Annotated in this window: 21 protein-coding genes and 1 pseudogene; 5 read left to right on the top strand and 17 right to left on the bottom strand. The window is 55.2% G+C overall.

The window, feature by feature from the left end; all coding sequences use genetic code 11:
* Positions 1 to 19 precede the first annotated feature (19 nt).
* The 6 genes from ACM5QY_RS15220 to ACM5QY_RS15195 all read right to left on the bottom strand — a co-directional run bounded on the left by ACM5QY_RS15220 (position 20) and on the right by ACM5QY_RS15195 (position 4,979).
* Entirely contained in the window at positions 20 to 439 is a 420-nt protein-coding gene (locus ACM5QY_RS15220; protein WP_416121590.1) for a putative T6SS immunity periplasmic lipoprotein, read from the bottom strand.
* Positions 440 to 450: 11 nt separating this feature from the next.
* Entirely contained in the window at positions 451 to 1,002 is a 552-nt protein-coding gene (locus ACM5QY_RS15215) for a type IV secretion protein Rhs (RefSeq protein ID WP_416121589.1), read from the bottom strand.
* Positions 1,003 to 1,030: 28 nt separating this feature from the next.
* Positions 1,031 to 1,507 carry an Hcp family type VI secretion system effector gene (locus ACM5QY_RS15210; RefSeq protein ID WP_416121588.1) on the bottom strand — a complete coding sequence of 159 codons (477 nt, stop codon included), beginning with the start codon at positions 1,505 to 1,507 and terminating at the stop codon, positions 1,031 to 1,033.
* Positions 1,508 to 1,714: 207 nt separating this feature from the next.
* Positions 1,715 to 2,053: a YdbL family probable chaperone protein gene (locus ACM5QY_RS15205; protein ID WP_416121587.1), complete on the bottom strand. Its 339-nt coding sequence runs from the start codon at positions 2,051 to 2,053 to the stop codon at positions 1,715 to 1,717.
* An 8-nt stretch (positions 2,054 to 2,061) separates the two neighbouring features.
* The gene (locus tag ACM5QY_RS15200; protein ID WP_416121586.1) at positions 2,062 to 2,256 is read right to left on the bottom strand and encodes a YnbE family lipoprotein; all 195 of its coding nucleotides are present in this window, start codon (positions 2,254 to 2,256) and stop codon (positions 2,062 to 2,064) included.
* Positions 2,253 to 4,979, bottom strand: a complete 2,727-nt coding sequence (locus tag ACM5QY_RS15195) for a YdbH family protein (protein WP_416121585.1) — start codon at positions 4,977 to 4,979, stop codon at positions 2,253 to 2,255. The genes ACM5QY_RS15200 and ACM5QY_RS15195 overlap by 4 nt, the downstream gene beginning before the upstream one ends.
* 237 nt (positions 4,980 to 5,216) lie before the next feature.
* Here ACM5QY_RS15195 and ACM5QY_RS15190 point away from each other — a divergent pair.
* A pseudogene (locus ACM5QY_RS15190) lies at positions 5,217 to 6,209 on the top strand (2-hydroxyacid dehydrogenase).
* A 45-nt stretch (positions 6,210 to 6,254) separates the two neighbouring features.
* Here the strand turns inward: ACM5QY_RS15190 and ACM5QY_RS15185 are convergent.
* The 8 genes from ACM5QY_RS15185 to ACM5QY_RS15150 form a co-directional block, all read right to left on the bottom strand.
* Positions 6,255 to 7,199 (bottom strand): metallophosphoesterase, encoded by a 945-nt coding sequence (locus ACM5QY_RS15185; protein ID WP_416121584.1) that lies wholly within the window; start codon positions 7,197 to 7,199, stop codon positions 6,255 to 6,257.
* 18 nt (positions 7,200 to 7,217) lie between these two features.
* A complete protein-coding gene (locus ACM5QY_RS15180; RefSeq protein WP_416121583.1) occupies positions 7,218 to 8,063 on the bottom strand; it encodes a carbohydrate ABC transporter permease in 846 nt (281 codons plus the stop codon).
* A complete protein-coding gene (locus tag ACM5QY_RS15175) occupies positions 8,060 to 8,983 on the bottom strand; it encodes a carbohydrate ABC transporter permease (RefSeq protein WP_416121582.1) in 924 nt (307 codons plus the stop codon). Before ACM5QY_RS15175 ends, ACM5QY_RS15180 begins: the two co-directional genes overlap by 4 nt.
* 9 nt (positions 8,984 to 8,992) lie before the next feature.
* Positions 8,993 to 10,273, bottom strand: coding sequence for an ABC transporter substrate-binding protein (locus ACM5QY_RS15170; protein WP_416121581.1), 1,281 nt, complete (start codon positions 10,271 to 10,273; stop codon positions 8,993 to 8,995).
* Between the two features lie 66 nt (positions 10,274 to 10,339).
* Positions 10,340 to 11,443: an ABC transporter ATP-binding protein gene (locus ACM5QY_RS15165; RefSeq protein WP_416121580.1), complete on the bottom strand. Its 1,104-nt coding sequence runs from the start codon at positions 11,441 to 11,443 to the stop codon at positions 10,340 to 10,342.
* Between the two features lie 757 nt (positions 11,444 to 12,200).
* A complete protein-coding gene (locus ACM5QY_RS15160) occupies positions 12,201 to 13,412 on the bottom strand; it encodes an aminotransferase class I/II-fold pyridoxal phosphate-dependent enzyme (RefSeq protein WP_416121579.1) in 1,212 nt (403 codons plus the stop codon).
* 15 nt (positions 13,413 to 13,427) lie between these two features.
* Complete coding sequence (locus tag ACM5QY_RS15155) at positions 13,428 to 14,732, bottom strand: LLM class flavin-dependent oxidoreductase (RefSeq protein WP_416121578.1); 1,305 nt, start codon at positions 14,730 to 14,732, stop codon at positions 13,428 to 13,430.
* Positions 14,733 to 14,741: 9 nt separating this feature from the next.
* Complete coding sequence (locus tag ACM5QY_RS15150) at positions 14,742 to 15,821, bottom strand: iron-containing alcohol dehydrogenase family protein (RefSeq protein ID WP_416121577.1); 1,080 nt, start codon at positions 15,819 to 15,821, stop codon at positions 14,742 to 14,744.
* Positions 15,822 to 16,168: 347 nt separating this feature from the next.
* Between ACM5QY_RS15150 and purB the strand changes: the two genes are divergently transcribed.
* Genes purB through ACM5QY_RS15135 form a run of 3 tightly spaced genes read left to right on the top strand, consistent with a single transcriptional unit; the run spans position 16,169 to position 19,431 of the window.
* The gene (gene purB, locus ACM5QY_RS15145) at positions 16,169 to 17,551 is read left to right on the top strand and encodes an adenylosuccinate lyase (protein WP_416121576.1); all 1,383 of its coding nucleotides are present in this window, start codon (positions 16,169 to 16,171) and stop codon (positions 17,549 to 17,551) included.
* On the top strand, positions 17,548 to 18,093 hold the full coding sequence (locus ACM5QY_RS15140) for a GNAT family N-acetyltransferase (protein ID WP_416121575.1): 546 nt from the start codon (positions 17,548 to 17,550) through the stop codon (positions 18,091 to 18,093). Before purB ends, ACM5QY_RS15140 begins: the two co-directional genes overlap by 4 nt.
* A complete protein-coding gene (locus tag ACM5QY_RS15135) occupies positions 18,094 to 19,431 on the top strand; it encodes an MmgE/PrpD family protein (RefSeq protein WP_416121574.1) in 1,338 nt (445 codons plus the stop codon). It abuts the gene before it with no gap.
* On the opposite strand, the gene ACM5QY_RS15130 is transcribed toward ACM5QY_RS15135, so the two are convergent.
* The 3 genes from ACM5QY_RS15130 to ACM5QY_RS15120 are packed head-to-tail and all read right to left on the bottom strand — an operon-like array spanning position 19,418 to position 22,003.
* On the bottom strand, positions 19,418 to 20,179 hold the full coding sequence (locus ACM5QY_RS15130; protein WP_416121573.1) for an amino acid ABC transporter ATP-binding protein: 762 nt from the start codon (positions 20,177 to 20,179) through the stop codon (positions 19,418 to 19,420). The two genes, ACM5QY_RS15135 and ACM5QY_RS15130, sit on opposite strands and share 14 nt — an antisense overlap.
* Entirely contained in the window at positions 20,172 to 21,110 is a 939-nt protein-coding gene (locus ACM5QY_RS15125) for an amino acid ABC transporter permease (RefSeq protein ID WP_416121572.1), read from the bottom strand. Before ACM5QY_RS15125 ends, ACM5QY_RS15130 begins: the two co-directional genes overlap by 8 nt.
* Entirely contained in the window at positions 21,107 to 22,003 is an 897-nt protein-coding gene (locus ACM5QY_RS15120; protein WP_416121571.1) for an ABC transporter substrate-binding protein, read from the bottom strand. Before ACM5QY_RS15120 ends, ACM5QY_RS15125 begins: the two co-directional genes overlap by 4 nt.
* Before the next feature lie 955 nt (positions 22,004 to 22,958).
* On the opposite strand from ACM5QY_RS15120, the gene ACM5QY_RS15115 reads away from it, so the two are divergent.
* A complete protein-coding gene (locus tag ACM5QY_RS15115) occupies positions 22,959 to 23,957 on the top strand; it encodes an MsnO8 family LLM class oxidoreductase (protein WP_416121570.1) in 999 nt (332 codons plus the stop codon).
* Positions 23,958 to 23,959: the final 2 nt, after the last annotated feature.

The raw sequence follows: 23,959 nt of genomic DNA, 5'->3' as shown, positions 1-23,959 counted from the left end.
AAAAGCGCGCTTTTTTTTATTAATTAACATAAGAAACATTCTTTTTTTTATCACTCCCTTCCCAAACAACAAATGATGTGGAGTAATAGTTCGGATTGTAATCACTTCTGCCATTACCAGTATCCGGCGTAAAAGAAAGCGTAATATTGTAAGCTTTTCCACTTTCAAATTTATACTCAAACGTAGGAATACAGGTGTCTTTTTTCACAGTAAGATACTCACGTTCATATTTGAAAATTTTTGTGAAACCCGGTGACTCCCCTCTTATTTCGAACATTACCCCTTTTAGCTTTTGAATTTCAGTTCTCCCAGGCGTCATCAGGCAGAGTGAACCGCCAACGAAAGCAGCTTCCGCATCTGATGGTGGTGTTATTCTGTCGCCCAAATGACAACCAGCAAGTGAGGTGGTCATGATTAAAAACAATATATTCCTTTGCATTATCGTTCCACTCAGTAATTTGGGAAGTCGGTTAAAATTAATTTATAAAAAGATGATACATTTTCATTAATGTCACCATTATAATATAAATCCTGATGACCTCCCCATTCAGCCTCACCGTAATTTAAAAGATAAAAGTAATCAGCGATCAGAGCAGCTTGTTGCTCCATCGAGTATTCACTGAGTCTGATCTTACCTTTGAAGTCATAATGATAATTGGCAGCCCAACTCATGCTCCCTCTGAGTTTAACCCATACTCCGTTTTGATATTGCCATACGTGGGTCATTTCATGTATGAACAGATGTTTTTTAGCAGGTACCTCTACAGAAAAATCATCACAATAGAGCGGCCCCCTGAAATAAAGCTCTCCATTGGGAGTCATTGCAGTATATTTATCCTGAGCCCCAAAAGGTAAATAACTGTCGTAGTGAATCCAGACCTTTGAGTAATTTATGTAGTTCCCAAAAATTGGGCGGGCTAATGCTACCTCTCCGATAGTCAGTCTTCTTAGCTGCCCTTCAGTCCTAAGGTGAGAAATTGTATTAATTTCCTTCCCTGCCATATTCGATCTCCCTATTTTGTAAACTCGCTTAGATCGTATCACTCCATATACTATAACCGGATGTACCGGCCGTATGGTGCTTCCAGGTTATTGTTTCATAGACAACTGAAATCATTTCTTCAGGCTCTTTGTTAGGGTTATCTAAAATATGAGGGGCTCTGATACTGTGGCGCTCAATAGTTGCGTTTCTGACTTCTACCGAAAAATGCTTCTCCTGCGCCCCGGCAGATGAGGTTCTGTAAAAATCAAAAAACAGATCCATTTTTTCGTTGTTAGAAATGGCCATTCCTATCAGAGGCGTTGATTTATCAATTAACTTAATAAAACTGACAGGCCGATGTTTGACATTCATATTCCTGACAATTTCGTGGTCAAAATGAATTACAAATATTTCGTCACGATGGCCATTCTGAAATTTATTGCCTATCGAATCATAGGTTGAACAACCAGAGGATATTAATCCTTGTTTATGACCTGTCATTTTAACATAAATTGCGTTTGCCATTTTAAACACCCTGCCATGAGAATAGGAAACATATATTTATTCGAGGACAACAATAATAATCATTCATCAAATGAATAACTTATAAAATCTCTTCTGTTTTTATATCAAGAAATTACTTATCAGGGAAATTTAAAAATCTATAAATAAAGTTTACGGCCGGAAATTTTTCTCTCCGGCCGTAAACTGAATACGCTTATTATTTCCGGCTTACTTCTGCAACCACTTCCCGTTTATGCCGCGCACGAACTCGCCTGTTGCGGCTCTGGCGACCAGCTTCTGTCCGGCAAGTCTGGCGACATCGGCGGTGCTGACGTTATTATCCTGCGCCACCTGCTGGTATTGCTGTTTACGTGCGTCGTTGATTTTTGCCGCCAGCGCGACGCTTTCTGCATCCTGCTTCACGGGTGCCAGATAACCGGAAAGCGTTTCGCCCACGCGCCCCTGTTGTTTGGCTTCATTGAGCGTTAACGCAAAAGCCTGGCTGCAAAACAGCAATCCGCTGGCCAGAATCATCAGGCTGAACCTTTTACACAAAACTCCGGACATACGGGCTCCTAGAACAAATTGCTTTGATTTTTCAGCAGGTTCTCGACATCCTTGTCAACTTTGATATGAATTTCATGCTCGATTTTCACGTTCATGTTTATCGTGATGGGCTCTTTCGGTGCCGCCAGCTCGATGCGCGGAACACAACCGCTAAGCATCATCACGCTGAGCGCCAGACATGGCCCGACGAGTCGCAGTTTCATTGTTCCTTCCTCACTGTTTTTTCCTCTTTTTGCCCGGTGGAAGCCGGACCTTTCGACAGCGCATCAGCAGGCAAAGAAACCTGCTGTTGCAGCCAGTCCTGAAGATTGTCGCCAAAACGCAAACTACGCCAAAGCTGGTAAATATTTTCCTGATGAGTGTAATTAAGCACGATTTCGCGTTTTTCCTTATCACCACCGTGAGTCGTGTCGGTGTAATTCACACCGTCGACTTTCGCCGCCATCGTCAGTACCCCCAGATTATCGAGGCTCACCTGCGCATCGGAACGGCTGATTTCCAGATAACGCAGCAAACTCACCACCATTTTATTGGCGAAGTTGCCGCTGGCCATCGCATCGGCAAATTGCGGATCCAGACGCAGCGTCAGGCCGCCGTCATTTTTGATCCACCCGTTATGAATGATCCATTTCGGATTCTCGACAAACAGCGGCAGCTCACCGTAAATCACGCCGGACATCGCCAGCTGTTTGGGTTTCAGCGCTGTAAACAACTCGCTGAGATTGATTTTTTCCAGCTTCAGCACCGCCGCATCGTGCTGAGGCATTCTCAGCGCCGACAGGCTCAGATGTCCGCGCAGCATATCCACGCCCAGATTCGTCAGCGTCAGCGGTTTGTCTTCGCTCCACGGATAATGCCCCTGTAAATCGGCGGTAATGTTTTTCATCGCCACCAGATTGTTCAGTTCACCGATGCGCAGCGTGACAGGCTTTTTAACGCCCAACTGCCAGACGGAATCCTGCAAACGGTACGGCAGGCTGAAATCCAGCCCGCTCAGGTCGCCGTCTTTCATCCACAGGCCGCCATTTTTCACCACCCAGTGACCACCGGCAACAAAGCCCTGACCGCGTGCGGCAGAAAACGCCGACTGCGCGTAGAAACTCCCTTCACGTAATTTGATATTGAGATCTGGCGTCAGCAGCGTCTGGAAAGACGTCAGCTGTTGCTTCGGCCACCAGGCTTCGCCGCGCAGACGCTCGCCGTCCCAGCGGCCGTTCAGCCGGATCGGGCCGATGGGTTTAGCATCCAGCATCCCGCGCATGCCAAACTGATCCGGGCTGTCGCCGTTAAGCTGCAATACTAACGTGGCCGGTGGCAGATAACCGCCGTTGGTGAACGCGATTTTCTTCGCCACCAGTCTGATGTCGCCTTTAAACACTGTTGGTAAATCAGGGTATTGCGGCTTGAAACGGGCCGCCGGCGGGCGCTGCCAGACCAGCGGTTTATCCAGCGTCAGGCGCGGCGCTTCAACATCCACTAAGCCATAGTGCAGCCGGTCGAAACCGGTAGAAAGGCTGTTGATGCTGATCCGGTTATCGTGCCATTGCCCTTTGCCGGACATATCCCAGCGCCCGTTCAGCGGCGGCAGATGCCCGTTGCCCCAGTAATTGAAATCCCACCGCCCGGCATCCGGCCAGAACTCCTGAGATTTACCACTGAGATGCAGATCGAATTTGCCCCAGAAGCGGTGGCTGGCTTTCAAAATCGCCTGCAACGGCCCGCTGACGCCCTGCGCCGACACTTTTACGCCCGCCAGCGGCCAGCGCGCGTCGCTGATGGTCAGCTCCGGCGTCGGTTTTCCCCAGGCACGCAACAGCGAGCCGCTGCGCAATAACAGCGTCGGGTTCAGCACAGAACCGCTCAGTTCGCCGGGCAATGAGGCGCTCAATGACGTCGCCTGCAAATTCGCCTGGCCCGTCAGCCGGAAACCTAAGTTGCTGTCGAGCAGCCCGATACGCCCCGGCCCCATGCTCAGCACCACGTTAGCTTTACCGTTGTGGCCCTGCGTCAGCACATTAAGGCGCGCGGTGATATTGGTTTGGTCAAACGCCGGTGACCAGTCGCTGAGCGTCAGATTCACGCCACCGGCCAGCGGTTGCGCGGCATACGGCCAGCGCCATTGCCCTTGCGAAATCTGCAATGCGTTGCCGTTCAGTTTCCACGGCAGCAATGCCAGCGGTTTATCACTGCCTTTTTCTGTCAGCGTCAGTTCGCCTTCCGTTGCCTGCCAGCTGAGAATAATGTCCAGCGGCGAAGGCACCTGCGTGGTTTGAATTTCGGCATGAAGTTCGCCGGATCCCGGCAGTTGATCGAACGTTACGGGCAGAAGCAGTTTGCCACTGAGCGTGACGGGTTGTTCGCTACCGGGCGGGATAAGGCTGAACGAGTGGATCGCCAGCGTGCGATCGGCACCGAGTACGGCGTCGAGTTTCAGCGCGTCACCGCTCACGGTCAGATGCTGCACGCCGCCTTCGCTGCTGAGCTGAACCTGCCCCGCGTAACGTTGCCACGGCGTCACCGAAAGCTGCGTCACATTGACGCGCCCGTCAGGTAGCAGGTGTTGTAAATCCGCCACGGACAGCGGCGCTGAAGCGTCACTTGTGGGCAGTTGCGCCAGACAGGCGGTATCGACTTTCAGCGCATCAATATTGAGCGCCCAGCGTCCGTCTTCTTTACTCAGGCGCGCATTTTCGGCGGTCGCCAGTGCGCATTCTCCGGCGGAATAACGCAGCCCCGGCAATTGCAACACGCCTTCTGACCAGTGCGGCGCACCGCTGAGCGTCAGTTGTGTGCCTTTCGGGAGCCAGTGACCGGCAAGCGGTGGCAGCCAGCGTGGCACCGTTTTCCATAACCCCCAGATCAGCAGCGCGAGGATCACCACTATACTCAGGAATATCTGCGCGCTATTTTTCAGTCCGTTCCTCATGACTTGCCTTGTTTTGCACTTAATAGTCTGACCGCCCGCAAGATATCATAATTAGCGTAACACCTGATGGTTGAAATACCCGTATCCGGCACCTAAATAGCACAGGAAAAATTGTCTGCCACCCCGCGCTCTGCTAGTTTGGTGGCATATTGCGAATTGTTTCTGAAAAAGCTTATTCCTTATAAAACAATCGGAAACGGTTTCGCCAGAGATCCAAACTCACTGCGGAGAAACACCATGAAAATGGCTGTCTACAGTACTAAAAATTACGACCGGAAATATCTGGAACTGGTCAATCAACATTATGGCTATGAACTGGAATTTTTCGATTTTCTGCTGTCCCCGCAAACGGCAAAAACCGCAGCCGGTGCAGATGCCGTCTGTCTTTTCGTCAATGATGACGGCAGCCGTGAAGTATTGCAGGAGCTGGCATCTCTGGGGATCAAAACGCTGGCGCTGCGTTGCGCGGGCTTTAACAACGTTGATCTGGACGCGGCGAAAGAGCTGGGGATTTCTGTGGTGCGCGTTCCGGCGTACTCACCGGAAGCCGTTGCGGAACATACCGTGGGCATGATGTTGTGTCTTAACCGCCACATTCACCGTGCTTATCAGCGCACCCGCGAAGCCAACTTCTCCCTTGAAGGCCTGATTGGTTTTAACATGTATCAGCGCACCGCCGGTATCATCGGCACCGGTAAAATCGGCGTGGCAACGATGCGTATTCTGAAAGGTTTTGGAATGCGTATTCTGGCTTTTGACCCGTATCCAAGCCCGCTGGCGCTGGAGCTGGGTGCAGAATATGTCGATCTGGACACGCTCTACGCCGAATCAGACGTGATTTCCCTGCACTGCCCGCTGACGCCGGAAAACCACCATCTGCTCAACGCTCAATCCTTTGCCAAAATGAAAGACGGCGTGATGATCGTGAACACCAGCCGCGGCGGTTTGCTGGATGCCACGGCCGCCATCGACGCACTGAAAAAGCAGAAAATCGGCGCGCTGGGCATGGACGTCTATGAAAACGAGCGTGATTTGTTCTTCGAGGACAACTCCAACGAAGTGATCCTCGATGACGTTTTCCGCCGCCTGTAATCCTGCCACAACGTGTTGTTTACCGGCCATCAGGCATTCCTGACCAGCGACGCGCTGACCAGCATTTCTGAAACCACGCTGATGAACATCGATCAGTTGAGCAAAGGGCAGAACTGCCCGAATTTGCTGACGGCGTAGCTCTGTCATTGTGTTCAAAGCCCGCTACGGCGGGCTTTTTGCTTGTTACAGAGACTCAACCTGGCGGCTCAAAACCCTGCTCACCTCCGGCCCGTATCCCGTGACCGTCAGGACTTCACCTGTCAGCGTGACGGATGCAAATGGCAGGCTGCTTTCTCCGTCAACCATACCTTTGAGCGTAATAAAATCGGTGTTTTCCACGCGGTCGTAACCGCCGCGGTGGTCATGCCCGGCGAAATACGCACGCACGTTATAGCGGCACAGCAATTCCACCAGCGTTTCGCAGTTCCACAGATTATGCGAGTTTACCGGCGTCAGCGGGTAATGGCCGAAGACCAGCACCGTTTCGCCCTGCGCACGCGCCTGTTTCAGGTTTTGCTCAATCCATTCCAGCTGTTTGCGCCCTACCGCACCGTTCCACGGCTGTGCCTGCGACTGCTGGCATTCGGTCAGTTCATCGAGCATAAATTCTGCCAGCTGGCGGTCTTCGCCGTTGGCATGATTGCAGTACAAACTGACGTCGTTGCCGTCAATCACCAGAAAGCGGTAGCCCGGCAGGCAGAACTGATAATAACTTTTCGGCAATCCGAGTGCGGGTGATTGCGCCGCCAGATGCTGGGAAATCACCTGCGCATCGTGGTTGCCGATCAGCACGGCGTGCGGATGGCGCAACGCCTCGTAACGCGCCAGCACCGCCTGATAACTGCTCCAGTCGCGATCCACCAGATCGCCCAGCGTCACCACGAAATCGAGCTTTAATTCATTCAGCTCATTAATCGCGGTCGCCAGTTTATTCAGGCTGTTGCGGTAATGGCGCTCTTTCTGCACGTCGGCATCGGCGTATTGCGGGTCCGCAATCAGCCCGAAACGCAGCCTGACGCCCGAAACGGCGGCATCGTGCATGTCCGGCAACTGATACAAAGCACTCACGTTGCCCAGTGCCTGTTCCTGCGCTTCAGATAACAAAGGGGATGAAGTGATCACGGTCATAACATGCTCCGGTTGTTCTTATCGAATCCCAGCCCGCATAAAGGATTGGACGAACTGACGTTGAAAAATAAGGAATAACGTGAGTAACGGCAGCACCGTCATCAGCGTTGCCGCGCCGATCAGCGCCCACTGCACGCCCTGTTCCGGTGCGGAAAAAAGCTGGAGCCCGACGGTAATCGGCCGCACTTTCACGGAATCGGTGATCACCAGCGGCCAGAGGAAATCGTTCCAGTGGAAACTGATCGACACCAGCGCAAACGCCACATACACCGGTTTCGCCAGCGGAATATAGATCTTGCGCAGTATGTAAAAACGGCTGGCCCCTTCCACAATCGCGGCTTCTTCGAGCACCAGCGGAATGCTTCTGAACGTCTGACGCAGCAGGAAAATGGCGAATGCCGAGGCGAAATATGGCAGCGCGATCCCAAGCAAACTGTCGCGCAGTCCCAGCGCGCCGATCGTTTTGTAGTTATTGAGGATCAGAACGTCGGGGCTGATCATCAGTTGTAATAAAACCAGCGCAAAAATAACTCCGGCACCTTTAAGTTTAAACCGCACCAGCGCGTAGGCGGCCAGCGTCGCCAGAATCAGCTGACAGACCACAATCATCAGCACCAGCAGCGTGGTGTTGAGGAAATACCGCCCGAACGGCGCGGCTTCCCAGGCGTTGATAAAATTCTGCAAGGTCAGCGGTGCAAACAGCGAAAAACTCCCCTGTTCAGACGCCGGATGAATGGCGACCCAGACCGATACCAGCACCGGCAAAAACCACAGAAACGCCGCCAGCCAGATGGCGATATTCAGGCACAGACGGCCCGCGGAAAACGTCCGCGCTGGCGTTAACGTCATCGTCAGGCTGCTCATTGATAGTGCGTCCTTTTATCCAGCAAATTGAATTTAATCAGCGCAATCGAGGCAAGAATCACCAGCAACACCACGGTCATCGCCGAGGCATACGGTAAATCCCAGTAGCTGAACGCGGTGCGGTAGATATAAAACAGCAGCAAACTTGTGCTGTTATTTGGCCCGCCGTTGGTCATGGCAATCACCTGATCCACGATGCGGAAAGCATTCATCGACGCGTTAATCAGGATAAACAGCGTGGTCGGCATCAGCAGCGGCCACTGCACACGACGGAAAAAGTAGCGGCGCGACGCCCCTTCTATTTCCGCCGCTTCGGCCAGACGCGGATCGATTTGTTGCAGCGCGGCGAGATAAAAAATCATAAAGAACCCGGCTTCGCGCCAGACGGACACCACCATCAGGCTGTAAAGCGCGGTACCCGGTTCGCCGAGCCAGTTGACGGCGGGCAGCGAAAACAGCGCCATCAGTTTATTGAGCAACCCGAGCTGCGGCGTGTAGAAAAACAGCCAGAGATTGGCGATCGCCACCATCGGCAATAAAGAAGGAATGAAAAACGCCGCGCGGATCATCGCGTTGCCGCGCAAACGTCGGTTAACCGCCAGCGCCATCATCAGCGCCAGCGCGACCGAGAGCGGAATGGTGATCACCGCGTAAAGCAGATTGTTGCGCAGCGCCAGCATAAAGGTGTCGTCATCAAGCAGCGCGCGGTAGTTATCCAGACCGACAAACTGCGCCGGATGCCCGTTACGTGCGGCGCTGAACACGCTTTCCCAAATTGTCGCCAGCGCCGGATAGTGCGTAAACAGCAGCAAAAAACACAACGCGGGCAAAATCAGCAGATAACCGTAAATCTGCAAAGACAACCCGCGTGTGCGGGGTGCCGGGGCAACAGCGTGAAGCGTGCTGTGAGGAATGCTCATTCGCGAACCTTACTGATACGGTTTCAACAGGCGGTCAGCCTGTTTTTGGGCAGAACTGAGCGCGTCAGCCGGCGTTTTCGCCTGCGTCACCGCCGCTTCAATCGCGTGGTTCATCAGTTCCTGAATCTGCACGCTGTTGTACGTCGACAGTTCTGGCTGCGAGTATTTCAGCTGCTCACGCGCCACCAGCGCCTGCGGAACCTTTTTCACGTAATCCTGCATCACCGGCGTTTCCCATGCGGCTGGCGATGTCGCAACATAACCGGTCGCGATGCTCCAGCGCGCCGCCTGTTCCGGTGCGGATACCCAGCGGATAAACGTCATCGCAGCCTTCTGCTGCTCAGGCGTCGCGTTTTTGAAAACATACAGATTGCCGCCGCCGGTCGGGCTGCCGCGCTGCGTTTTCTCCGGCAACATCGCTACGCCGAACGGGAATTTCGCGTTGTCACGCACCGTCGTCAGGTTGCCGGTGGTGGTCACCATCATGGCAGTTTTGCCGTCGATGAAATCCTGCGGCGTGGTGCCCCACGCAATCGCGCCTTTCGGGGAAACCGCGTCTTTCTGCGCCAGATCGGTCAGCCATTGCAGGGCTTCCACGTTGGCTGGCGTGTCAAATGTGACGGCGGTGCCTTTGCCGTTATCCAGATGGCTACCGTTGGTGGCGGCGATACCCTGGAAGTTCCAGTAACCGTTTGGTGTGGAAGGAATTTCGATCCCCCACTGTTTGACGTCGTTGCCGTCACGTACCACCAGTTTTTTACCGAAATCCACCACCTGCTGCCAGTTGGCCGGAGGCGTGTCGCCGCTCAGGCCCGCTTTCTCAAACGCCTGTTTATTCCAGTACAACACTACCGTCGAACGCTGGAACGGAATGCTCCAGACTTTGTCCTGAATGTGGCGGATAAAGGCCGGGTAGAAGCCGTCGATCCACTTTTTCCCTTCCGCGTCATTGGCGAGATCGCTCACCGGCACGATCGCGCCCGCGTCAATCAGGGAATAGGCTTCGATGTCACCGATCACCGCGATTTGCGGCGCATTGCCCCCGCGAAACGCTGTCAGCGCTTTCGTTACCGTCGTTGCGTAATCACCGGTATAAACCGGCTGAATAGTGATATCCGGGTGCGTTTTCTGAAAATCTTCCACCAGCGTATCGACCGTATGGCTGATTTTTCCGCCCACGGCAATCGGGTAATACATCTGTAATTTCACCGGATCGGCCGCAAAGGCAGAGGTTCCGGTGATCAGTAAAACGGCAGTGGCAATGCGTGAAAAGCGATGAGCAAGTGACATGATTTTCCCTTCGGCAAGTGTTGTTGTCAGTGTAAAAAAAAAAGAGTTCACGACGATAAATGGCCGCTAGACGGCGACTCTCTGGCCGGAGGGCATACAAAATTCCTCCGCCTCATAACAGCGTTTTCCGCCCGTCGTGAAGAAAAAATATTGTGCGCTGGTCTGCCATTGCAGCCCGACCGGCTGGCCTTCGGCAAAGCGTTTCATGCCCGCCACTTTTACGGTCAGTGGTTCAGTGGCACCGGCGAGGGAACACACCACCAGCGTATCGGCACCCATGTATTCGTGGCTGATAACCTGCGCCGTGAGCCCTGCCTGCGTGGCATCGGTCAGCTGAATATCTTCGGCGCGCAGCCCCAGACTGAGCGAGGCGTCACCCGACATTTCCACCACCGGCAACGGCATCGTGGCGAGATAATGATGTTCGCCGCGACGCGTCAGCGGCAGGATGTTCATCGGCGGCGCACCGATAAATTGCGCCGCAAAAACACTTTCCGGGTTGTTGTACAGGTTGTCCGGCGTGTCGTGTTGCTCGATACGTCCGTCATTAAGGAGAATGATTTTATCGGCCATGCTCATCGCTTCGGTCTGATCGTGGGTGACGTACACCATCGTCAGGCCGAGTTTTTTCTGAATCGCACGAATTTCGCGGCGCATGCTCTGACGCAGCTTGGCATCAAGATTGGAAAGGGGTTCATCCATCAGGCACAGCCGGTTATTGGCGATCACCGCCCGTCCCAGCGCCACGCGCTGTTGCTGACCGCCGGAAAGCTGGGAAGGTAACCTGTCCAGCAGCGGTTCCAGCTCCATCAGCCGGCTGATATCCGCCAGCCGCGAGGCAAATTGCCGTTTATCTTCGCCACGCGCCCGCAGCCCGAACAGCAGATTTTCCCGCACGCTCATGTGCGGAAATAACGCGTAAGACTGAAAGACCATCGACAGTTTGCGCTGCGAAGGCGTCAGCGCGGTGACGTCCGATTGCTGAAAATAAATCGCCCCGCTGTCTGCCGATTCCAGCCCGGCAATCGTGCGCAGCATGGTGGATTTTCCGCAGCCCGAAGGACCCAGCAGCGCAATAAATTCGCCCTCTTCCACATCAAAACTGATGTCGTCGAGCGCCACTTTATTGCCCCAGGTTTTGTGGATGTGATGGAGTGATAAATAACTCATGTTTGTTGCCCGTCTCTGCCGGTGATGGGCATAACCTAACGGGGTTAAGTGACGCTTTTATGAAATTTGGTTTTTTTCACTCGCCGTGATGGCGGGATCGAGAAAGTTTCGGTTTCTCACTCGCCGTGATGGCGGGATCGAGGAAGTTTCGGTTTCTCAATAACTGTGATCGCTTAATTCACTGCGCCGAAACCGACCAAAGAGGCCCAGGACGGGGCCTCTTTGGAATCTCCACGTCTTTTTTACTGCGCGCTATCGCTGGGCCGATGGACATATTCTTTCGCATCAGCGTGTGGCGCAAATCCAGGCACTTCGTGCTTCCTTCACTCGGTCTTCGAGCCATTGGTCTCGAAGCCGCTCCGTTCAGCTGGATTTTGAGTGCGCCATATATCCATTGAAAACAATCGATTTTGAGACTTCTAAGTTTTTTAAAAATAATGAATAGCATGGTGAGGTTGCGAACTAAAAAGCCTCTGGCCGCTTTCAAAACGACGTTGAGGGAGTGGTGAGAAACGGCGAGAGTCTGTTTTCGAGCAGGTTCGAACCCGAAGCGAAAGTACCGCGCAGCGGCGGCGTTTGCGGCACTAACCGGCGTTGCTGAAACAGTGCCAGCCAGCGACAGCGCGCAGTTAAAAAGCGCGGAGTCCAGAGGCCCGCGCGTTACCGGGTCTCTGGTCGGTGTGGGCCGACGCCCACGACCTTGACCTTGAACTTGACGTAAACCCCGTACGGGCGGCCACCCCATAGGTTTACCGGGCTAAAGCACCGGACTTAACCGTCCGCACGCCGCCGCAATGCGACGCCCGGCTTCAATCACCGTCGCGTTATCGGTGGCAATCGACAGCCGGAAATACGGCGACAAGCCATACGCGCTGCCGCCGACGCCGGAAACACCGCTCTCTAACAAATAGTCCATCACGTCGGCTTCGTTCTCTATTTTCGCGCCACCCGGCCGGTAACGCCCGATGAGCCCTGCACAGCGGCAGAAGACGAAGAAACCGCCCTGCGGCTGCAACAGTTCCAGCCCGTCGACGCTGGAAAGAATACCCGTGATGTCATCGCGCCGCTGCTGGTACGCCGCCACCTGCGGCACGAGGAAATCCAGCCCGCCGGTGTACGCCGCCAGCGCCGCCGCCTGGCTCACAGAACTGGCACCGGAACTGATTTGCGACTGCACCACGGTCATCGCGGTGATCAACTCTTTTGGCCCTGCACCGAAACCGATGCGCCAGCCGGTCATGGCGTAAGTTTTAGACACGCCGCCGACCAGCAAACTGCGCGCCTGAAAATCTTCCGCCACGTTCAGCAAATTACGGTGTTCGCGGCCATCAAACAGAATGTGTTCGTATAAGTCATCGAGCATGACCAGCACCTGCGGATGCCCGCGCAGCACACCGGCCAGCGCCTGTAATTCTTGCGCTGAATACACCGCGCCGCTCGGATTCCCCGGATGATTGAGCACCAGCCAGCGCGTGCGCGGCGTAATGCTCGCCGCCAGTTGCTGCGGCGAAAGCTTATAACCCTGCTCCAGATGGCATTCCACAAACACCGGCATGCCGCCGTTAAAACGCACGCTGTCCGGGAAGGTCGGCCAGTACGGCACCGGCACAATTACTTCATCGCCGTCGTTTAACGTCGCCGCAAACGCATTGAAAATCACCTGCTTCGCGCCGTTGGCAATCATCAGGTTATCAATGCCAAACTCCAGCCGGTTTTCCTGCTGTAATTTACGCTGCACCGCCTCGCGCAGTGCCCGGATTCCGGGCGTTGGCGTGTATTTGGTTTCCCCGCGAGCAATCGCCTCGTACGCCGCCTGCTTGATGTGCTCCGGCGTATCAAAATCCGGTTCACCGGTGGTGAGATCCAGAATATCAACCCCGGCCTTTTTAAGATCATTGGTGCGCTGTTTTGCCGCCGCGTTGGCAGAAAGCGACACGCGTTGTACGCGCTGTGACAACGAAATCGTCATACCGTTATCCTTGATTTAAAGCGCGGGCAAACCGAGATTTTCGCGCAATGTGCTGAATTCATACTCTTCGCGGAACAAGCCGCGACGGCGTAATTCCGGGATCACCAGCTCAACAAACAGCGAAAGCTGTTCCGGCATGATGGCAGGCATAATATTGAAACCGTCCGCGCCGCCCTGCTCCAGCCAGTGCTGGAAATCATCGGCGATATCTTCGGCGGTCCCTACAAGCACGCGGTGTCCGCGCGATCCGGCGGCAATCGCGGCCAGTTGCCGCAGGGTCAGATTTTCGCGATACGCCAGATCCGTCAGCAGTTTCACACGGCTCTGATTACCCTCTCCGGCAGGCACATCCGGCACCGGGCCGTCGAGCGGGAACTGGCTGAGATCCCTATTAAAGCGGGTCGATAGCTGACGGATGCCGTTATCGATATCTACCAGCGAATTCAGTTCGCGCCACGTTTCACGCGCTTCTTCCCGCGTGCGGCCCACAATCGGCATCACGCCGGGCAAGATCAGCACATGATCCGGATTGCGCCCCGCGTCTTTCACCTGCTGTTTCTGCGAACGGTAAAACACCTGCGCTTCTTCCAGTGTGGCGGCGGCGGTAAACACCACTTCGGCGGTGGCAGCAGCCAGCTTCTGGCCGTCAGCGGAAGAACCGGCCTCGATAATCACCGGACGTCCCTGCGGTGAACGCGTGATATTCAGCGGCCCCTGCACCTGGAAATACTTCCCGCGATGATTGATCGGCTGAATTTTTTCATTCACGAAATACTGGCCGCTGTCTTTGTCCGGCGCCACCGCGCCTTCCTGCCAGCCTTCCCACAGCTTGAACGCCACATCAAGAAACTCATGTGCCACCGCGTAACGCTCGGCGTGCATCGGCATATCTTCACGGCTGAAATTGCGCGCCACGTCAGTGGAAAACGACGTCACCACGTTCCACGCAGCACGGCCCTGGCTGATGTGATCCAGCGACGAGAAGCTGCGCGCCAGATTAAACGGATCGGTAAAGGTAGTGGATGCCGTGGCAGCCAGCCCGATATGACGGGTTTGAACGGCCAGCGCCGCCAGCAACGTCAGAGGTTCGAGGCGTGCCATGGTGGAAGGCAGGCGGTAAACGCTGGTCGCCAGCGCATCGCCGATGAAGAACATATCGAACTTGCCTTCTTCGGCTTTTTTGGCGATCCACGTCAGCCATTCGACGTCCGTTGGCGAACCGAGCTGTCCGGTTAAACGCCAGCCGCTGACGTGATGCCCGAGCGGTTGAACGAACAAACCGAGGCGCAGCTTTCTGGTGTTTTCTGAAGAAGAAGTCATAAAGTGTTCCTAACAATAATGTTGGTTTTCTGTCGCCCGCAGGGCTTTTTCGATGTGTTCAGCGGCCATGGAAAACGGCAGGCGCGCCGCGTTTTCAGCGGAAAATTTCACTTCACGGGCAATCGCCGAGAGGATTTCATCGCGGTTGCCGTTGAGTTCCGGCAGCGCCAGCGGCGCGCCATACTGCCGCAGCAGTGCCAGCAGTTCCGGCTCCGGTTCGCCGTTATCGCTTTCCATCAGCGACTGCACCAAAAGGCCGAACCCGACTTTCTCGCCGTGCAGCCAGTCATGCAGCTCTGGCTGATGGGTAAAACGGTTATGAATGGCGTGCGCCACGCCCGGTGCCGGGGTTTCATCGCGCATACTGTTTGCCATGCCCGCTGCCGCGATATTGGCGTCGATCACTTTGATCAGCGCCGGCGTCACTTCGCGGCGGACGTTGTCGAGCAACGCCTGCGTGCCGTATTTCTCAAAGGTTTCCACCGCCAGTTTTGCGGCCTGTACCTTGAGATTCAGGGCCAGGCTGTCGTCACTTTTTTGTTTATACGGACGGAATTCGTACCACTTCGCCAGCGCATCCACGATGCCCGCTTTCAGATAACGCACATCGTTCTGCGCGATCACTTCACTGTCCACCAGCACCATCAGCGGCATACGCGACAACGGCTGGCTGCGAACGTGCCCGCCCTGCGCGTTGTAAATAATGCTGACCGGCGACCAGGCGGCGCAGGTTGCGGCCACCGTTGGCAGGGTCACCAGCACAATATCGCCAATCAGATCCGCGATGGCTTTCGCGCAGTCCAGCACGCGCCCGCCGCCGATCCCCAGCACCAGCGTGGCATTTTGCGCACGCACGGCGTTGAGATGCGTTTCAATCGCAGCATCGGTGCATTCAGTGGTCAGGAAATTCACCTGCCAGCGGATCCCCGCCTCACGCAGGCTGTTTTCCAGTTGCGGATTTACCGCCTGCCACGCTGTCGGGCTGGTGATAATGGCGATTTCAGTGGAGTGAGCGGCAAGAAGTTCACCTGTGCGGGAACGCAGCCCCGGCTGATGGTGATAGGTTTGCGGTGATTTTATAGCGAACACGATGATGCCCTATTCTCTGGTCAGTAATGGAATAAACTGCCTGCCCGTAATAAACAGGAATTCGGATATGGGATATATTAAGTCGTTATATAAACATCCTACGAGAATCGAAATAATAAACAAAGTTCTGAATGCAGATCCTTATTCACTAATTCGCAATAGAATAGATGAATTTTAGCTTTAGTCTCAAAACCTCTTGCATCCTGTGCTGGATCAAAGAAATTATAGCGGCGCAAGGGGTTAATTTAATAAGCAAAAAAAAGAATATCCGATGGCGGCAACATCCCGGTATTGATTATTAACTTTGCCAGACACATTAATTAACCCTCAGAAAAACAGAGCGTATTATGGCCTCACATCCGATAGATTTTCTTTTACTTGGCAATAATTTTGGCACAGCGGAAATGCGGGAAATCTGGTCAGAGAAAAATCGTCTGACACAGCAAATAAATGTCGAAGTGGCGCTGGCATTAGCCGAAGGCGAACTTGGCGTGATCCCACAACAGGCGGCACTTTCTATTGCCGAACTGGCGGACGCAAGCCAGCTGAATATCGATGAAATCGCGGCCTCCGGCGCGCAGATGAAACATTCCCTGATGCCGGTGCTCGCGGCGCTGCAAAAACAGTGCGGCGAGGCCGGTGAATACATTCATTACGGTGCCACCACCCAGGATATCGTGGACACCGCGACGGTGTTGCAGCTCGCCCGGACAATGAAAGTGATCGTGCGTGACAGCACCGCGCTGGCGAATGTACTGAAAAATCTGGCACGCGAACATCAGTACACGCTCATGGCGGGCCGCACCCACGGAATGCAGGCGCTGCCGACCACGTTCGGCTTTAAAGTTGCCGTCTGGCTGGATGAATTTATCCGCCATCTTGATCGCCTTCAGGCCATTACGCCGCGTCTGCTGACCGGCAATCTCAGCGGCGCGATCAGCACGTATGCCCCACTTGGTGAAGCAGGCCCGGAAGTTGAACGCCGCACGCTGGCACGTCTGAACCTGAACACGCCGAACATCGGCTGGCAGGCGGCGCGCGACCGTTTCTCCGAATACGCCAGTACGGCGGTGCTTGTCAGCGGCACGCTGGGCAAAATCGGTAACGAACTTTACAACCTGATGCGCACCGAAATTAATGAAGTTGAAGAACCGTTCAGCGTGGGGAAAATCGGCTCAACGACGATGCCGCATAAACGCAATCCGGCCGCCATCGAGGGCTTAGCCAGCCTGACTGCCCCGCTGCTGCACAGCGCGTCGCTGATTTATCAGTCCATGCACGTCGAGCACGAACGCGATGCCATGAGCTGGCGCGCGGAGTGGATTGCCCTGCCGGAAATCTCGATTTACCTTTCCGCGCAGTTGCAAAACGCCCACGCCATTTTGTCCGGCCTGACGGTGAACAAAACCCGCATGCTGGAGAATTTACACATGCAGGACGGCCTGCTGTTGTCGGAAAAAATCATGTTTGAGGTGGGTAAAAAGATCGGCAAACAGACGGCGCATCATCTGGTTTACGCCTGTGCTATGCAGGCGTTCGAGAACCGGTTATCTTTTAAAACCGTGCTATTAGCACACCCGGTTCTGGCCGCCAGCATCTCAGAAGAAGATCTGGATCACTGGCTGGATCCGGCAAATTACATCGGCTGTGCGCCGCAGAAAGTGGATGACGTTATCCGCTTCGCCGAACAGTCCGGTCATTTATCACCCCCGGAGAAACCTGCGCGATGACCCCACATTTCCGGCGGCTGAATTCAGACGACAAACACGAATATCTGTCGCTGATGCTGGCCGCGTACGCCCCGATCAAAGCCCTCGGCATTCAGTTTGACGCCGCCACTGCCGATCTGGCGCGGGTGACAAAACATCTCGATGAACACACGGTATTTGCCCTGTTTGATGACCAGCGGATGGTGGCATCAGTCACTTTACGCTTCCCGTGGGGCACGTTGCCGGGGCCGATGGGCCTGCCGCATATCGGCTGGTTCGGGACGCACCCGGACTATAAAGGCCAGAACCTCGGCAAACGGCTGCTGGAATGGCTGGAAGAACACATTCTTATCAGCGAACTGAAAGCCCCGGCGTATTCCCTCGGCACGGCCACCAGCCATCCGTGGCTGCGCGAAATGTACATCAAACTGGGTTTTCAGCCGGTCTTTGAAAGAGACATCGGCAAAGGCCATATCACGCTGTACCTAAAAAAGATCCTCGACGAAGCGCGCCATGCCGAATGGCTGGCGGGTCAGCCCGCAGGCCTGAAACAGGAAAATTAAATGACACTGACTTCATCGCTGGCAAAGCTTATCGTCAGCGCGCGTCCCTCCGCCGAAGCGCGTGAAAATGCGCGTGAAGGGCTGCTGGATTTTCTGGCGGTCACCCTGCCCGTTGTGCTCGGCGAAGCCGGCGATTCCGGGCTGAAAAGTGTGCAGCAGGTATACCGTGCGGACGATGCGCAGACACGCGCCGTGCTGCTCGGTTACGCCGGTCATGCGCTGGATTTCGATGATTTCCACCCGGATTTTCGCGGTCATCCCGGTGTGGTGATTTTGCCTGCGCTGCTGGCGCTGGCATCTGATCGCCCAGACCTCAGCGGCGAACAGTTTCTCAATGCGTGGGTGACGGGCGTGGAAACCGCCGGTCGCCTCGGGCTGGCGGCCGGTTCGCAACATTACAAACTCGGCTTCCACAGTACCGCCACGCTCGGCACGATTGCCGCGGCTGCCGCCTGTGCGCGGCTGGTCTGCGCCAGCGAACCCGAAACGGCGGTTATTTTGGGCATGGCAGCAACGCAGGCAGCCGGGTTACGCGCGCAATTCGGCAGTGCGGTAAAACCGCTGCACGCCGGGCTGGCGGCGCAGATTGCTGTCACCTCCACCCTGCTGACGCTGGCCGGTTTTCACGGCCAGGCGGAAAACGTGCTCGAGAGTTTTCTCGACGCCTATTGCGCCGGTCAGCAGCAGCCGGAAAAACTCACCGAAAGCTGGGGCGCGCCGTGGCGTATCGTCTCGCCGGGGCTGGAGTTCAAACCCTATCCGACCTGTGGCGGCACGCACAGCGCCGCCGATGCCGCGCGGGCGATCCGTCATGAGTGGTTACAACAGGGAAAGTCCGTCAGTGACCTGAAAGATTCGGTGGAACGGATTGAGGTGTCTTTCCCGCCGGGCGGCGATATTGCGGCGTCAGTACGCGCGCCGTCGAACGGTATCGAGGCGCGTTTCAGCCTGGAATACGTGATTGCCGCCAGCCTGTTGCGTGACGCCTTACTGATACAGAATTTCTCCGAAAACCCGCCGGACGCCGAAATCGCCGCGCTGGCTGCCAGCGTCACCCGCACCCCGGATCACCGTGCCCCGCCGGATGAACTGAATCCGGCAGCGCGTTTTCATCAGGTCACGGTGTTTTTACGCAACGGAGAAACGCTGCAAAAACGCTTTACCCGCCAGCAAAGTCTGGCGATTGCCTTTGATTTACCGGGGAAATTGCGTGCCTGCCTGCCGGGGATGACTGACACGCAGCGGGCAAATATTGTGGCACTGAGCAGGCTGGAGAGCCGCGACAGTTTGCCGCAGCTGTGTAATGTTCTTTTTGGCGCAGATTCTACAACACGGTAGACAGGAAATTGCGGACACGGACGTTCTCCGCTTCATCCAGCACGGTTTTCACCGGCCCCGATGCCACGATTTTTCCGCCTTCCATAAAAATGACGTTATCGGCCACTTCACGCGCGAAACCGATTTCGTGCGTCACAATCACCATCGTGATACCTGAATGCGCCAGCTTTTTGATGACCTGCAACACTTCGCCCACCAGTTCGGGATCGAGCGCCGACGTCGGTTCATCAAACAACATCACTTGCGGATCCATCGCCAGCGCACGGGCAATCGCCACGCGCTGCTGCTGCCCGCCGGAAAGCTGCTGTGGCCAGTCATCTTCGCGGCTGGCTAAGCCCACCTGCTGTAACAGCGCGCGGGCTTTGGTCAGCACCTGCTGGCGGCTTTGTTTCTTCACACGCAGCGGCGCATCGGTAATATTTTGCAGCACCGTGCGGTGCGGGAACAGATTAAATTGCTGAAATACCATGCCGGTACGGCTGCGCTGTGCAGCGATTTTCCCGCTGCTCAGTTCATAGAGCGCGTTACCTTTTTGCCGGTAGCCCACCAGCTCGCCGCCGATACGAATGGTGCCGCCGTCGAGTTTTTCCAGATGATTAATGCAGCGCAGCAACGTGGATTTCCCGGAACCGGACGGCCCCAAAATCACCGTCACCGAACCCGCCGGAATATCCAGGCTGATTTCGTCAAGAATGGTGTTTCCTGAAAAACGTTTGGTGACTTTCCGGAACTCAATCGCCTCACCCATGGCTGGTTTCTCCTGCATTCAGGCCGGTATTCACCGCTCGCGGCGTCTCGTTACGCGGTTTGGATTTACGTTTCACCTTGCGCAAACTGCTGCGGCTGAAATGACGCTCGACGTAATACTGAATCACCGAAAGCAGCGAGGTCAGCACCAGATACCAGAGCGTCGCGACCAGCAATAACGGGATCACTTCATACGTGCGCTGATAAATAATCTGCGCGGAAAACAGCACGTCTTGCAGGGAAATCACCGACACCACCGCCGTGGTTTTCAGCTGACCGATCACTTCATTACCGGCTGGCGGCAGAATCGCCCGCATCGCCTGCGGCAACACGGTATGACGGAATATGGACGCGGGCCGGTAACCGAGCGCACGCGCGGCTTCAATCTGGCCGGTGCCCACGCTCTGAATTCCCGCACGGATAATCTCAGCGGCATACGCCGACTGGTGCATTACCAGCGCAATCACGGCGGCGCTGAACGGGCTGATTAACGCGTTGGCAGACGCACTCCAGATTTCCCCTGCCCACGGCAGCGAAAACGAAATGGTCGGATACAGCGCGGCAATGTTGTACCAGAGAAACAGCTGAACCAGCATCGGCACCCCGCGGAAAAACCAGGTATACCCCCAGCTCACGGCGACCAGCACCGGATTAGACGATAACCGCATCAGCGCCAGCACGGTGCCACCGGCAAAGCCGAAAATCACCGAAATGGCGGTCAGTTGCAACGTCATCAAAACGCCCTGCAAAATCGACGGGCCGGTGAAGTTTTCTGCAATCACCGACCATTCGAAACGCGGGTTATTGAGCATGGAATGGGCGGCGGCACCCAGCACCAGAACGACGATCAGGGCGCTTATCCAGCGCCCGATGTATTTCTTACCGACGATCCGCAGTTCTTCCGGCTGCTGACCGTGTATTTCAGTGCTCATCCGAAAATCTCTTCATTACGTTTGGATTCTTTCACTGCGCCAAAGCCAATCGACCATTTATCGAGAATCTTCTGGTAAGTCCCGTCTTTAATCAGCGAGTTAAGTGATGCCTGCACGGCCTCTTCCAGCGCGGATTGTTTCGGGAATGCCACAGAAACCGGTGCGTCATCCACATGAATGGTGCCGGACAGCGCCAGCGGTTTCACCTGACTGACCTGATATGTCAGGCCTTCATACGGGCCAAAGAACATCGGCACGCGGCCACTGACCACGGCCTGAACGCCGGACGGACGGTCCGGGAATACCGCAATTTTGATCGGCTGCTTGCCTGCATCTGTACAAATTTTGCTGGCCGCTTCGAGACGCCCGATTTGCGTCGTCCCGGCACCGGCACCGATTTCCTGTCCGCAGACGGCATCAAAAGCCGTGAACGGCGCGATATTGGCGTCTTTACGGGAAATCACGCCCAGACGCGACGCATCGTAATAACTGACAAAATCGACCTGCTCGAGGCGTTTTTTGGTGGCGTTAATATTAGACAGCGCCACGTCATAGCGCCCGGATTTCAGCCCCGGAATAATGTTGTCGAAACCGCCGGTATCCTGCCAGCGCACTTCAACACCCAGACGCGCCGCAACGGCATTCATCACATCGATTTCACGGCCTGCGAGGGTTTTATTGTCTTCCTGGAAAAACGTCGTCGGTGGTGTATTTGGGTTGGTGCCCGCGACAATGTATCCGCGTTTTGCAATATCGGCTGGCAGCTTACTTTTCAGCGATTCATCGGCGGATACATGGAAAGTGGTAGAAGACGGAACAATTTGCTCGGCTGCCCACGCAGTCGATAAATTCCCGGCAATCAGCAGCGGGAGCAATAACTTGGATAATGTCATGACGGGACCTTTTTCCTGGTGTAATACCTGTGAAAAACCACAAATATAGTGTGGTAAAAGCGACAAGGTCATTGCTGTTTATATTTCATATCTGAATTAACGCCCGACCTGCCGATAGAACTGATTTTGCGGGTATATACCTTTTGGTGACAAATGAGAAAATGAGATAAGGATTTTACAAATATGGGAATGGTTATTACGCTGGCGCGTGGGTAATTCACACCTTGGGTTGTACCGACAAAACTTCAAAACCTTGGGCTCGCCGCCCAAACTGGCCCAGAGGGCGCGTTAACGCGCGCGCCCTCTGGACACCCGCGCTTTTTAACTGCGCGCTATCGCTGGCTGGCACTGTTTCAGGTACCACCTTTATTGCCGCGAAAACTTGCCGCTGCGCGGTTCCCTTACTCGGTTTCGAGCCATTGGTCTCGAAACGCTTCGCTCGGCAAGCTTTCTGAAAGCGGCCACGGGCTATGTCATTCAGCAAGCTTTCTGAGAGCGGCTCGAGGCTTATCTGAATTCAACGGCATTATTTAAATAACAGTCAGCGGCAAGGTTGCGAACTAAAAAGCCTCTGGCCGCTTTCAAAACGACGTTGAGTGAGTGGTGAGAAACAGCGAGAGTATTTTTTCGAGCAGGTTCGAACCCGAAATGAGAGTACCGCGCAGCGGCGGCGTTTGCGGCACTCGCCGGCGTTGCTGAAACAGTGCCAGCCAGCGATAGCGCGCAGTTAAGAGCCTGGGGGGTCTTGGGGGTGGCGGCGATATGCCGCCCCCCAAGTCGGTGTGGGCCGACGCCCACGACCTTGACCTTGAACTTGATGTAAACCCCGTACGGGCGGCCACCCCATAGGTTTCCCGATTTCCGCAACTCCATAGCGACTATTGTTCTTTTACATCCGTCCCCCCTGACTTTAATAATCGTTGTTAATGATGTGTTGCGATGACAAGGGAAAACGATGGGATACCGCATAAGTTTGCTGGAAAAAAGTCCGCTGGATGAACATGAGGATGCCGCCGGGGCGCTGCGCCGGACGCTGGAACTGGCGAAACTGGCTGAACGCTGGGGCTATCACCGGTTCTGGCTGGCGGAACATCACAACACCGACAAACTTGCGATCTCTTCGCCGGAAATTGTCATCGCCTGGATCCTCGCACATACACACAAGCTGCGGGTCGGCTCGGGGGGCGTGATGTTGCAACATTACAGCCCGTACAAAGTCGCGGAGAATTTTAATCAGCTGGCGTCACTCGCGCCGGGTCGTGTCGATATGGGTATCGGCAAAGCACCGGGCGGATTGCCGCTTTCAACCCACGCGCTGCAATACGCCGCCGACCCGGCACGCAAAGGCGAATTCGCCGATCAGCTGCGACAGCTCGACGACTGGCTTTCTGTGCCGGTTCGCGGGCGCGGCGTGGATTCCCTTTCTGCCACACCGCAACCGCCTCAGTCGGCATCGCGTTTTCTGCTCGGCGCAAGCGAACAAAGCGCCCGGCTGGCGGCCAGTCTTGGCTGGGAATTTGTTTTTGCCGCGCACCTTAATGCTGACGAACGTGATATTTCTAACGCCCTTTCCGCCTATTCCTACGAAAGCCGTGGCCGTCGCGCGCTGCTGGCCGTGCCGGTGATCGTCGCCGACACCGCCGCGCAGGCCGCGCGGCTGGTGGATAAAACCCAGCGTTATCGCGTGACCGGCAGCGACGGCCAGAGCGTCAACGTCGGCAGCCTCGAGCAGGCAGAAACCTATATCCGGCAATCCGGTGCGGCGTCGCATGAAATTGAAGAACGTCAGTCGGACGTGCTGCACGGCACCGGCGAGGACGTTCACCGCCAGCTGGAAGCGTTGCAGGCCCGCTACGGCGTGGAAGAATTCATCATCGACACACCGGTCGCACAGCCACAGGCGCGCCTGCGTTCTCTCGAACTGTTAGCCGCGTCCAGCGTGGCGCTGGCATAAGG

Source organism: Rahnella sp. PCH160, from assembly GCF_047784855.1.
GTDB lineage: Bacteria > Pseudomonadota > Gammaproteobacteria > Enterobacterales > Enterobacteriaceae > Rahnella.
This window is presented reverse-complemented; position numbering and strand designations above follow the sequence as displayed.